The sequence below is a fragment of the uncultured Tateyamaria sp. genome, assembly GCF_947497045.1.
GTDB lineage: Bacteria > Pseudomonadota > Alphaproteobacteria > Rhodobacterales > Rhodobacteraceae > Tateyamaria.
Genome location: NZ_CANMEU010000007.1, coordinates 189,344 through 201,835 on the forward strand (window position 1 = coordinate 189,344; position 12,492 = coordinate 201,835).

At 61.1% G+C, this 12,492-nt stretch carries 12 protein-coding genes; 9 read left to right on the forward strand and 3 right to left on the reverse strand.

Annotation, left to right across the window (positions count from 1 at the left end; genetic code table 11):
* Positions 1-7: 7 nt before the first annotated feature.
* Complete coding sequence (locus tag Q0859_RS15080) at positions 8-1,366, reverse strand: ABC transporter substrate-binding protein (RefSeq protein WP_299152515.1); 1,359 nt, start codon at positions 1,364-1,366, stop codon at positions 8-10.
* Between the two features lie 241 nt (positions 1,367-1,607).
* On the opposite strand from Q0859_RS15080, the gene Q0859_RS15085 reads away from it, so the two are divergent.
* Both Q0859_RS15085 and Q0859_RS15090 read left to right on the forward strand, forming a co-directional pair.
* A complete protein-coding gene (locus Q0859_RS15085) occupies positions 1,608-2,636 on the forward strand; it encodes a substrate-binding domain-containing protein (protein ID WP_299152517.1) in 1,029 nt (342 codons plus the stop codon).
* Positions 2,637-2,638: 2 nt separating this feature from the next.
* A complete protein-coding gene (locus Q0859_RS15090; RefSeq protein ID WP_299152519.1) occupies positions 2,639-3,961 on the forward strand; it encodes a GH1 family beta-glucosidase in 1,323 nt (440 codons plus the stop codon).
* Between the two features lie 18 nt (positions 3,962-3,979).
* Here the strand turns inward: Q0859_RS15090 and Q0859_RS15095 are convergent, their stop codons facing one another.
* The gene (locus Q0859_RS15095; protein WP_299152521.1) at positions 3,980-5,086 is read right to left on the reverse strand and encodes a Gfo/Idh/MocA family oxidoreductase; all 1,107 of its coding nucleotides are present in this window, start codon (positions 5,084-5,086) and stop codon (positions 3,980-3,982) included.
* 9 nt (positions 5,087-5,095) lie between these two features.
* Entirely contained in the window at positions 5,096-5,803 is a 708-nt protein-coding gene (locus tag Q0859_RS15100) for a GntR family transcriptional regulator (protein ID WP_299152524.1), read from the reverse strand.
* Positions 5,804-5,906: 103 nt separating this feature from the next.
* On the opposite strand from Q0859_RS15100, the gene Q0859_RS15105 reads away from it, so the two are divergent.
* The 7 genes from Q0859_RS15105 to Q0859_RS15135 all read left to right on the forward strand — a co-directional run.
* Positions 5,907-7,061, forward strand: a complete 1,155-nt coding sequence (locus tag Q0859_RS15105; RefSeq protein WP_299152526.1) for an LLM class flavin-dependent oxidoreductase — start codon at positions 5,907-5,909, stop codon at positions 7,059-7,061.
* Positions 7,061-7,951, forward strand: coding sequence for an aldo/keto reductase (locus tag Q0859_RS15110; protein WP_299152528.1), 891 nt, complete (start codon positions 7,061-7,063; stop codon positions 7,949-7,951). Before Q0859_RS15105 ends, Q0859_RS15110 begins: the two co-directional genes overlap by 1 nt.
* Positions 7,951-8,463, forward strand: coding sequence for a flavin reductase family protein (locus tag Q0859_RS15115; protein ID WP_366523208.1), 513 nt, complete (start codon positions 7,951-7,953; stop codon positions 8,461-8,463). Before Q0859_RS15110 ends, Q0859_RS15115 begins: the two co-directional genes overlap by 1 nt.
* Before the next feature lie 123 nt (positions 8,464-8,586).
* Positions 8,587-9,171, forward strand: coding sequence for a TRAP transporter small permease (locus Q0859_RS15120; RefSeq protein ID WP_299152529.1), 585 nt, complete (start codon positions 8,587-8,589; stop codon positions 9,169-9,171).
* Between the two features lies 1 nt (position 9,172).
* Entirely contained in the window at positions 9,173-10,645 is a 1,473-nt protein-coding gene (locus Q0859_RS15125) for a TRAP transporter large permease (protein ID WP_299152532.1), read from the forward strand.
* Between the two features lie 32 nt (positions 10,646-10,677).
* Positions 10,678-11,736 carry a TRAP transporter substrate-binding protein DctP gene (gene dctP / locus Q0859_RS15130; RefSeq protein WP_299152534.1) on the forward strand — a complete coding sequence of 353 codons (1,059 nt, stop codon included), beginning with the start codon at positions 10,678-10,680 and terminating at the stop codon, positions 11,734-11,736.
* A gap of 473 nt (positions 11,737-12,209) precedes the next feature.
* Positions 12,210-12,492 (forward strand): helix-turn-helix domain-containing protein (locus Q0859_RS15135; protein WP_299152536.1); only part of this gene is annotated, 283 nt, incomplete at its 3' end.

Here is a 12,492-nt window from a genome sequence, read left to right on the forward strand (position 1 = left end):
GCGTCGCTTACTTCAAAGCATCCCAGCTGGCCTGGATGTCGCTGGCCACGGCGGCGGCGTCCTTGCCCCCGGTGTAGTCAACCATGCCGGTCCAGAACGTGCCTGCACCGACGCCGCCTGGCATCAGGTCGGACCCGTCAAAGCGGAACGTGGTCGCGCCCAACAGAACGTCACCCAATGCGCGCAGTGTGTCGTCCTTGTAGGCTTCGGTGTTCACGCCCTTGTGGGGTGTGAGGAAGCCGGTCTGCGCCATCATAACTTCGTGGCTGAGGGGCAGTTGGAAGAACTCCATCAACGCGCTGGTGGCATCGGATGGATCTGTGATTGCCATCAGTGTGCCGCCACCCAAGACAGGATTGCCAAGGTCCTTGGACGCGTAGGAGGGGAAGTAGAAGAAGCCGGTGTCGACACCGAATTCGACGTCTTCAGGGAAGAACGCGGGCACAAACGACGCCTGACGGTGCATGTAACACTGTGGGGGCGACGAGAAGAGGCCTTTTGGGCTGTCCCGGAAGTCGGTCGAGGCAACCGCGCCTGCACCGCCCGACACTTTCGCGTCGTCACGGGCAAAGTGGCCGAACTCTTCGATAGCGGCCACGACACGTGGGTCATCGAACGGGATCTCGTTGGTGGTCCACTGGTCATAGACCTCGGGTGCCACGGTGCGCAGCATCATATCCTCGACCCAGTCGGTCGCGGGCCAGCCGGTTGCCGCACCTGAACCCAGACCGATGCACCAGGGTGTCTCGCCATCAGCGACGATCTGGTCGGTCAGCGCTTTGAGGTCCTCCATGGTTTCGGGGATGTCGTACCCGGCATCCTCGAAGTTCTCGGGATTGTACCAAACCAGCGACTTGACGTTCACATTGTAGAAAAAACCATACATCTGGTCGTTGCCATCGGCATCCGCATAGGTGCCCAGATCGACCCAGGACTGACCCGCCGCGTAGTTTTCATTGACCCAGTCCGCGCTGCCTTCGGGCAGGGGGTGCAACTGGCCCTTGCCGGCCATCACAGCCGCCAGACCGGGCTGCGGGAAGACGGCGATGTTGGGGGCGGAACCTGCCTCGGCGTCGATCACGATCTGCTGTTCGAAGCTGTCGGATCCGGTGTAGATCACGTCAGCGCCGGTGGCGTCCTCGAAATAGGCCAGGGCGTTGTTGAGGTATCCGTCCTCGGGTGTCAGCCAGGGGCCGAATACGGTAACGGTCTGGCCGCTCAGGTCAGGGGCGTTTTCGGCCCATGCGTTATAGCTGTCCCAGCTAAAGGGACCTTCGCCGGGGGCGAATGTCAGGTGGCCGTCAGCATGTGCCGTCGCAGCCGCAATAGCCAGTGCGGCTGCACTGGCCAGAAGTGTCTTTGTCATTTTGGTCTTCCTCCCATTCGTGTCCAAGGTCGATCAGTGGATGCACTGTCGCCAGCGCCATCATGTCAAAGCGCTTTGGAATGGCGCAACGGTCGCTGAAAAAACCCTGTCTGTCAAACGTTGTGCGACTCTGGCGCGTATTTTTCCAAAGCGCATTGGAAAACGCTGTGAAGGTTTTGACGCGCGCCCTCGCATTGGGTAGCGTCGCTTAGAATAAGCGCCTGTTATAACCGGAATCACCGTGAATCTAAAGGAACTCTCTCACCTTCTGGGGATCAGCCAGACAACCGTCAGCCGCGCGCTGAACGGCTATCCGGAGGTGTCCGAGGCAACGCGTGCGCGGGTTGTCGCCGCCGCTCAGGCGCACAACTACAGCCCAAACACCCGCGCGCAGGGTCTGGCAACGGGGCACAGCCGCTGTATCGGGCACGTCATTTCGGTGAACGATTCGGGTGAAATGGTGAATCCGATCTTTGGGGATTTCATGGCCGGTGCGGGCGAGACCTATGCAGCCCACGGATACGATATGATGATGACCCGCGTGGGCGCGCAGGACGAGGCTGACACCTACCGCAACTTGCAGGCCCGTGGTGCGGTCGATGGGGTGGTGGTACATGCGCCGCGCACCTCCGATGCGCGCCTGCCGTTGTTGACCGAAATCGGGCTGCCTTTTGTGGTGCATGGGCGCTCTACGGGCACGGACCTGGATTATTCCTGGCTTGATGTGAACAACCGCCGCGCGTTTCAGGATGCGGCGCGCTATCTTGTCTCGCTTGGCCACAGCTGCATCGGGTTGATCAACGGCCAGGAAACCCTCGATTTCGCGATCCGACGCCGTGAGGGATATGTCAGCGCGCTGACCGAAGCGGGCCTGAGCATTGATCCCGCCCTAATGGTGTCTGGCGAGATGACCGAGGAATACGGCTTTGCCAGCGCGTCCGCGATGCTGGACATGCCCGACCCTCCATCCGCCTTTCTTGTGTCTTCGATCATCTGCGCTGTGGGCGTGCGCCGCGCATTGGATGGGCGCGGTTTGAAACAGGGGGCGGACGTGTCCATCGTGACCTTTGACGACTGCCTGAGCTATTTCGCCAATGGGGCAGAAACCCCCGTCTTTACGGCCATGCAATCGTCGGTTCGCGCAGCGGGGGCGGCCTTGGCCCAGATGCTGATCGACCGGATCAACACGCCTGACGCCCCTCACATTCAAACCCTGTGGGAGGCGGACTTTGTGATCGGCCCCTCGACCGGGCCATATACCAAGGACTGATCATGCTGATCCACAAACGCTCAGATTTCCCCAAAGGGTTCGTCTTTGGGGCTGCTACCTCTGCGTACCAGATTGAGGGGCACAAACATGGCGGGGCGGGCCGCGCAATGTGGGACGACTTTGCGGCCACCCCCGGCAATGTGATCCGGGCCGAGGATGGGGCGACGGCGTGCGATCACTATCACCACTATCCGGCGGATCTGGACCTGTTGAAAGAGGGCGGGTTTGACGCCTATCGTTTTTCGACCAGTTGGGCGCGGGTGATGCCGGATGGGCGCACAGTGAACCCCGAGGGCCTTGATTTTTACGACCGGCTGACGGATGCGATGCTGGAACGCGGCCTGAAACCCTGCGCGACGCTGTATCATTGGGAACTGCCAAGCGCGCTGGCCGATCGCGGCGGTTGGCGCAATCGCGACATTGCCGGGTGGTTTGGCGATTTCACCGAAATTATCATGGGCCGCATCGGGGACCGGATGCATTCGGTGGCCACGATCAACGAGTTCTGGTGCGTGGCGTTCCTGTCGCATTTTCTGGGACACCACGCGCCGGGCTTGCGTGACATCAGGGCCACCGCGCGGGCGATGCACCACGTTTTGCTGGCTCACGGCACCAGCATTGAACGGATGCGCGGCATGGGGCTGGGCAACCTTGGCGCAGTGTTCAATATGGAATGGGCCATGCCCGCTGATGACAGCCCAGAAGCGGTCGAGGCGGCGGCCCTTTATGACGACTACTACAACCGATTCTATATCTCCGGTGCGTTCAAGGGCACCTATCCGGCGCGGGTTGTGGAGGCGTTGGGCCAGCACTTCCCCGACCGGTGGCAGGATGATTTCGGCACGATTTCTGCGCCCTTGGATTGGGCGGGGGTGAATTACTATACCCGCTCCATCCTTGCGCCGAACGATGGGCCATGGCCGCACCACCACAGCGTTGAGGGGCCACTGCCCAAGACCCAGATGGGGTGGGAGGTTTACCCCAAAGGGCTGCGTGATTTTCTGGTGCGTACCGCGGCAGAGTATACCGGCGACGTCCCGCTTTGGGTCACCGAAAACGGGATGGCCAACGCCGATACGATGACGGATGGGGTGGTGCAGGATGAGGCGCGCATCGACTATTTCAACGCTCATCTCGGCGCTGTGCGCGACGCCATCGCCAAGGGCGTGCCGGTCAAGGGCTATATGGCGTGGTCACTGCTGGACAATTACGAATGGGCGCTTGGCTATGAAAAGCGGTTCGGGATGGTGCATGTGGATTTTGATACGCTTGCGCGGACACCGAAAGCCTCGTGGCACGCCTTTCGCGAGATGCTGGGGGCGTAAGGCGGAGGTGTCCTCCGCCTACATCCAGCGGCGTGGATCCACCGCCTGACCCGTCCGCGCACTTTCCTGTGCGGCGATCCCCATGGCCACCGCGGCCCAGCCATCGCCCAATGACACCTCGGGCTGCGCCGTTTCTCCGCGCACGAGCGCCACGAAACGCTGGTGCTGATAAAAGGTCGATCCGTTGTGATCGCCCGCCTCGAGCAGGGTCGGGTCCACCGGAATGTCATGTGTGACAGGTCCCTGCGGCGTGCGGGGTGAGGTGACCAGCTTGGCCACGGGGGCCGCCCCCAGATGCGCAGGCCAGAACCGACCGGGACCGGGCACAAAGGCTTCGATCTTGCCGGTGGGCCCCACCGCGGAAAGTTCTTCCTGATAGGCGCTGCCTTCGGCGAACATGCACAGTTCCAGCATCGCGCGGGTGCCGTTGTCGAAGTCTACAATTGCATATCCGCTGTCGATAATGTCGGGCGTCTGCCCCTCATAGCGCTCATCCAGATGGTTCACTGCCTGGCTGGCCGAGGCCATGACCCGCACCGGGTCCGAGCCAAGCACAAGCCGCATCAGATCAAAGAAATGGCAGCATTTTTCGACGAAGGTGCCGCCCGTGAACCGATTGAAGCGGTTCCAGTCGCCCACCTTTTGCAAAAACGGAAAGCGGTGTTCGCGGATCGACAACTGGCGGATGCCGCCGGTCGCCGCGGGTGACTTGGCCAGAAACGCGGCGATCACAGGCATGTAGCGGTATTCCATCGCGACCCAGACCGGGGCGGGGTAGCTGTCGCGGAATGCGGCCAGCTTGGCTGCATCCTCAGGGTTGGTGAACAGCGGCTTTTCGACCAGCAAGGGCAGGGGGCGGGTCTCTGCAATCACCTGCATCTGGCTGATATGGCAAAAGTTGGGGCTGACGATCAACAGACACTCAAGTGCTTCGATGGCCAGCAAGTCGGCAACGCTGTCCACGCGTACGGCGGAAGGTGTGATGGCGAGCGCACGGGCGGCCATCTCGTCGTCCGGTTCGTAAAATGCAGCCACGCTCGCCTCGGGCAGGAGCGCGATATTGCGCATATGTTCCTGCCCCATCATGCCGCAGCCGATGATCCCGTAGCGGACCTGTTTTGTCATCTTCATTCCTTACTTGAGCCGTTGGACATAGACCGCGCGGGTCGGGTCGAACCACGTGCGCGAAAATTCGATTGTATCGGGTCGGTCGGCCCAGCTGAGCCGTTCGATATACCCCGCCGTCGCGCCCGGACGGGGTGGGTAGGCATCAGGTGCCCAGTCCGGCACCGCGCCAAGCGAAACCCGATCCTCGGCCCGCTGTATCCACAGACCCAAAGTCTTGCGATAGGTGGCATATAGCGAATCCGACATGTTCGCCTCGGATACGGTTCCGGCGTCCGCATCCAGCCAGATTTCCTCGACTGCGATGATTGTGTCATTCAGCGTGCGCAGGCGCCGTATGCGCGAGGCGCGCGGGGACGTGCCGAAAGGCGGCAGGTCGGCGGGCTTGTCCATCAGCGCCACATCCAGAACATGTGCGCGCGGCAGGCCGCCCCCTTCCAGCAATTCCAGCCGGAACATTGCATAGATCGTGCCGGTGTCTCCGCCTGCGCGCACATAGTTGCCCGACCCCTGAACGCTGTCGATCAACCCCTTTTCGCCCATATCCCGCAGGGCCTTGCGCAGGGTCCCGACGCTCACCCCCAGCTCGGTCGCCATGTCCCGTTCGGGCGGCAGCCGCGCGCCGTCCATCAATCGCCCCGACACGATATCACGGGTCAGCAGTTCAGCGATCTGCACGTAGATCGGCAGCGATTGCGGGGTTTGGCGAGGCGTCATCACGTGAGGGTAAGAGTGCCGGTTTTGGAAATTGATACACCATTGATCTACATCAATGACAGTGGTACGCAAGAGACAAGTTAGACCTCGTGAAAGGCTGTCCATGACCATCGTCCCCATCACATCCCCCGATCTGGACGCCGCTGAGGTGTCGTGGTTTTCGGCGTTGTGTTCGGACGACTACCAGTTTCTCGGGGTGCCCGATGGCGCACTGCGCTCAAGCTGGGCGCATTGCTCGGATATCGTGCGCGAGGCCGAGGCGCAGGGCTTTCGCAACATCCTGTGCCCGTCCTCCTATCAGGTGGGGCAGGACACGCTGTCCTTTGTGGCAGGGTGTGCGCCCATCACGGACAAGATCAACTTGCTCGCTGCCGTACGCTGCGGCGAGATGCAGCCCATCATGCTGGCCCGCACCCTCGCGACGCTCGATCACATGCTTGAAGGGCGGCTGACGGTCAACATCATCTCCTCCGACTTTCCCGGCGAAAAGGCCGAAAGCGACTATCGCTATCAGCGTTCGCGCGAGGTGGTCGAGATCCTCAAACAAGCGTGGACGCAGGACGAGATCAACTATGAGGGCGAAGTCTACACCTTCGAGGGACTGACGACCGACCCGGTGCGCCCCTATCAGACAGGCGGTCCGCTGCTCTATTTCGGCGGCTACAGCCCCTCGGCGTTGGAACTGTGCGGCCAGCATTGCGACGTCTACCTCATGTGGCCCGAACCCAAAGAGGCGCTTGAGGGACGGATGCGCGATGTGAATGCGGTTGCCGAACGCTATGGCCGCACGCTGGATTACGGGCTGCGCGTCCACATGATCGTGCGCGATACCGAAGCCGAGGCGCGGGAATATGCGGACTATATCGTGTCCGAACTGGACGACGAATACGGGCAATTGATCCGCGACCGGGCGCTTGATTCCACCTCGCTTGGCGTGTCGCATCAGGCCAAGGCGCGCGAGCTGGCGGACAAGTTTGGTTATGTCGAGCCCAACCTTTGGACGGGTGTGGGGCGCGCACGCTCGGGCTGCGGCGCCGCGCTGGTCGGGTCCACCGATCAGGTCCTGTCCAAGATTGAAGAATATCAGAAGATGGGCATTCGCGCCTTCATCTTCTCGGGCTACCCTCATATCGACGAGGCTAGGCATTTCGGCACGCGCGTTCTGCCGCAGTTGAAAACCTGTTCTTTGCCCCATGCTTATGGGCGGGTGCCGACATCTGCGCCCGCAACCCCACTTGCCGCAGGAGAGCGCCGCTGATGGACCGCGTCCAACTATCTGATACTATTGAATTCTCGCGCCTCGTCTATGGGATGTGGCGGATCGGGGACGACACCGATACGTCCACGGCCCACGTGCAGGCCAAGATCAACGCCTGCCTTGATCAGGGGATCACCACCTTTGATCAGGCCGACATCTATGGCGGCTATGTCGCCGAGGCGATCCTGGGCGAGGCGCTCAAGGCCGACACCGGCCTGCGCGCCAAGATGGAGATCGTGACCAAATGCGATATCGTGGCCCCTGCGGGCCGCTATGCGGATGCGCCTGTCAAATACTATGACACCAGCCGTGCGCATATCATGCAATCCATCGAAAATTCGCTGACGGATATGGCGATTGATCATATCGACATGCTGCTGATCCACCGCCCCGACCCCTTCATGGATCACCATGAAACCGGAGCCGCGCTGGACGAGGCGGTGGCCAGCGGCAAGGTGCGCGCCGTGGGCGTGTCGAACTTTCGCCCCTATGACTGGACGTTGCTGCAATCGGCGATGAAAACGCAGCTGCTGACCAACCAGATCGAGATTTCACTGGGCGAGATCAGCCCCTTTTCCAATGGCGATCTGGCGTTTCACCAGCAACACGGACAGCGCCTGATGGCGTGGTCGCCTTTGGGCGGTGGTGGGTTGATGTCGGGTAGTGACAAGCTGCACAAGGTGATGGACGAACTGGCAAGCACGTATGGCGTCGATCGGGCGGCGGTGGCTGTCGCCTTTCTTCTGACCCATCCGGCTGGCATCCTGCCCGTGATGGGGACCAACAATCTGGACCGGATCAAGCGGATCAGTGATGCGCTCAAGGTCACGCTGGACCGGCCCACGTGGTTCCGCCTTTACGAAGCAGCCCTTGGACACGAGGTAGCGTGATGACGATGCAGGATCCGAACCAACCCACCACCTTTTCGCCCGATGCCGAGACGAGCCGCATGTTGCGCAATGCCTTTGGCAAGTTTGCGACCGGAGTCACGGTGGTTACCGTCCCAAGCGCGGATGGCCCCGTCGCCATTGTCGCCAACAGTTTTTCATCCGTGTCGCTTGATCCGGCCCTTGTGCTGTGGTCGGTGGACCGGGCCGCGCGCCGGTTCCCCTATTTCGAAGATGCGGATCAGTATGCGATCCACGTGCTGGCGGCCGAACAGGGCGATCTGTGCAGCCAAGTGGCGCGGGACGCGCATGCGATCAAGGGTTTGCCCTTTACGCTCAATGCGGACGGTGTACCGCTGATTGATCATTGCCTTGCGCGCTTTGAATGCCGCAGAGTGGCGGCACATGGCGCGGGCGATCACGTCATCATTGTGGGTCAGGTCCAGCGGACCGAGATGCGCGATGGCGATCCGCTCACGTTCTTTGCCGGCGATTTTGGCAAACTGACACGCTGAGGCGTGCATAAACGATCCGGCCCGCACCATCGGTGCGTGCTCCACGACCCGCCCGCGGGGTGAAAGCGGAAAATGGGCCACGGTGGACTAACTGCCGGGCGACCGACAAAAGGGAGGGCCCGCATGGGCTTACTACTGACGGTGCTTGCACCGCTCAGCGCCGTGAACGCGCTCGTGCTCAGGATTGGGCGTGGCATTGGTATAATTGCCATCGCCTTTATGGTCGCTGCGATCCTTATTCAGGTCGTCGCCCGCTATCTTTTCAACAACGCGCTGCCATGGCCGGATGAGGCGGCCCGGTTCTGCATGATGTGGATGACCGGGCTGATGGCCCCGACCGCCTTTCGCCGTGGCGGGTTTGTTGCCTTGGATATGATTTCCGGGTTCATGTCGCCGCGTGTGGCCGCCGTGTTGTCGCTGGTCCTGCTGCTTATTTCGCTGCTGATCCTGATCGTGGCTGTCCAGATCGGAATCAAGGAGGTCACGGGCTTTGGTGGCCGCTTCGCCACTGCATCCCTTTATCTGCCCACATTCGAGGGCTGGTTCCGGGTGCCGCGCAGTTGGATGATGCTGTCGCTGCTTGTGGGCGTCGTCCTGTTGCTGGTGGTGAATATCGAACTGATCCTGCGCAGCCTTGTGCAGATGATGGGCGGTGGGGATCGCTTGCCCGATCTTGATCTGCCCGAAGACATGCAAGGGGCCGAATGACATGCTGATCTGGTTCCTGCCCCTGTTCCTGCTGTTCCTGCTGATCGGGTTGCCGGTGTTCTTCGGCCTGTTGGCCGCGCCGGGCATCTTGCTCTGGATGAACGGTCAGGAAAAGGACATCACGCTCCTCTATCGCAATGTTTATAATGGGATGGACAGCTTTCCGCTGATGGCGATCCCGTTCTTCATGCTGGCGGGCGAGTTGATGAACAAGGGCGGGATCACGATCCGCCTTGTCCAGTTCTCCCAAGCGTTGATGGGCCATCTGCGCGGCGGACTGGCCCAGGTGAACGTGTTGTCCTCGATCCTGTTTGCCGGGTTGTCCGGGTCGGCGGTGGCGGACACTTCTGCGCTCGGGTCCATGCTGATCCCCGCGATGGAGAAAGAAGGCTACACCCGCCGCTTTGCCGCTGCGATCACCGCCGCGTCCTCGGTCATCGGGCCGATTATCCCGCCTTCGGGCATTATGATCATCTACGCCTATGTGATGGGCGAAAGCGTGGCCGCGCTGTTCCTTGCAGGCATCGTGCCGGGGATCCTGGTTGGCGTGGGCCTTATGGTGATGATCCGGGTGACGGCAGACCGCTATGACCTGCCCGCGGCCAAAAAGGTCGAATTTGACGGCGTCGAGTTGGGCGCATTGGAAAAGTGGGTCAGCTTTGCGTTGGTGCGCCTCAACATCGGGCTGCTGATCTGGGTCATCGCGCCGTTGCCCGACACCACCGGCCTGATGGCATGGGTGACGTTTGCGGCTGCCATCGCGGTGGCGCACGCGCTGATGCTGGCCTTGCGCACTCAAGTGTCATCTGAGTTCCGCACAATCTGCAAGCGGGCCATCGTGCCGTTGCAAACCCCGGTGCTGATCCTCGGAGGTATCCTGGGCGGTGTGTTCACCCCGACCGAAGCGGCGGCCGTCGCGGTCGCCTATGCGTTGTTTGTGGCGTTCTTCGTCTTGCGCACCATGTCGCTGAAGGACCTGCCCGATATCCTCAGCCGGGCCGGGCTGACCTCGGCGGTGGTGTTGTTGCTGGTGGGGGCGGCGATGGCTTTCAAGACGGTTGTGTCGCTGTCTTATGCGCCGCAAATCCTCGCCGACTACATCCTGACACTGTCGGAAAACCCGCTGATCCTGCTGTTCCTGATCAACCTGCTGCTGTTCATCGTGGGCATGTTTCTGGATGCAGGGCCCGCGATCATTATTCTGGGGCCGATCCTCGCCCCGATCTTTACCGATCTGGGCGTGGACTCGATCCACTTTGCGATCATCATGTCGGTGAACCTGACCGTGGGGCTGGCAACACCGCCCATGGGCCTTGTGCTGTTCGTGGCCGCCGCGGTCAGCAAGGAAAAAGTCGAAACCATCGCCAAGGCCATCCTGCCTTTCCTGGCCGTCGAGATCGCGGTGATCTTTTTGATCACCTATGTCCCGGCCATTTCCATGACCATTCCCCGCCTGACGGGGTTTGCCGACTAACCAATTTGAGTTTCAAACGGGAGGACACCAATATGCTCAAAACGACCTTGAAAACCCTGACGGCTGCCGCGCTTGTCGCGGGCTCGGCCATGATGGTAAGCGCGCAGGAATACACGATCCGCGCCACCGCCAACTCCAACACCAATGACGAAGACTATGACGGTCTGGTGGTGTTCAAGAACTATGTCGAGGCGGCCTCCAACGGTGCGATCGCGGTCGAGCTGTTCATCGGTACGCAACTGTGCAGCAACGGTGCGGAGTGTCTGCAAGGCGTGGCTGACGGCTCCATCGACGTCTACATTTCGACCTCGGGTGGCGCATCGGGCATCTTCCCCTATGTGCAGGTCCTCGATCTGCCCTACCTGATGGCGGACGACCGCATTGCCGAGCATGTGCTGTCGGGCGATTTCACCCGCACGATGCGCGACATGGCGCTTGAGGATTCCAGCGACGCGATCCGCCTGATGACCATCGGCAACACAGGCGGCTGGCGCAACTTTGCAAACACCAAACGCCGCGTGGCCGAGCCTGCGGACATGGACGGCCTGAAGATTCGTACCGTTGTGGCTGACCTGCCGCAAGAGCTGGTCAAAGCCCTCGGTGCCTCCCCCACGCCCATCCCATGGCCCGAGCTGTTCACCTCGTTCCAGACCGGTGTGGTTGAGGGGTCCAAGAACGGAATTACCGACATCATGGGTATGAAATTCCCCGATGCGGGCCTGCAATATGTGACGCTTGATGGGCACGCCTATATGGGTGCGCTGTGGTGGATGAGCAACCAGAAGTTCCTGGCGATGCCCGAAGACATGCGCCGCGTGGTCGTCGATGGGTTCTATGCGCTGCAACAGGCCACGTTTGCCTCGCCCAAGCGCAAATCGATTCAGGCCTACGAAGAGTTCGTCGCCGGCGGCGGTGATCTTTATGTTCCAACGCCCGAGCAAAAGGCGGCCTTCGCCGAAGCCTCGACCCCGGTCTATGACTGGTTCAAGGCCAACGTGAACCGCGGCCCCGAGATCTTTGATGCGCTGACAACAGCCGTTGCGGCGGCCGAGGCCGACGTGAATGCGGCACGCGATGCCGATCTGAACTGAAGCGGGGCGGGAGACACGCCCGCCTTACTGGATAAAATGAAAGGCCGCCTCGGATTGGGGCGGCCTTTTTGGTGGTGGTTTGGCGGCTTTGCGGGGCGGTTTCAACGGGTCGACGCAACACTTTAGTCTTTTGGCAAAGATGGAGTGTAAGTTATGGCCTATCGAACGCGGATATTTTTCACAGACAAGCAGAAGTCGGAGATCTGGGATCGGTGGCAACGCGGAGAATCGATGAGCTCGATTGGGCGGCGCCTTGATCGAGCCTCATCATCCATTTATCCGCTTTTGGAGCGGTCAGGCGGGATAAGACCGCCTGCTCGAACAAGGTCACGTTTGGCACTCACGCGAAGAGATATCTCGCGGCCTTGTGGCAAAACAATCCCTGCGTTCTATTGCGCGTAGGCTGAAGCGCGCCTTCTACGATCAGCCGTGAAGTCAGACGCAACGGCGGTGTCCGGCGATACCGTGCGGCCATGTCTGACGCGGCGGCCTGGGATCGCGCGCATCGCCCCAAACCCAGCAAGCTCTTGGGCAACGACTATCTCTGCCGGACGATATCCGCCAAGATGCACCGCAAGTGGTCCCCGCGACAAATTGCAGGCTGGCTGATACGAGAACATCCCAACGACGACCAAAAGCGTATCTCGCATGAGACGATCTACCGAAGCCTGTTCATCCGGACGCGGGGCGTTCTCAAGAAGGAATTGCAGGCACATTTGCGGGCGACAAGGTCAATCAGGCGCTCGCGCCATGCCA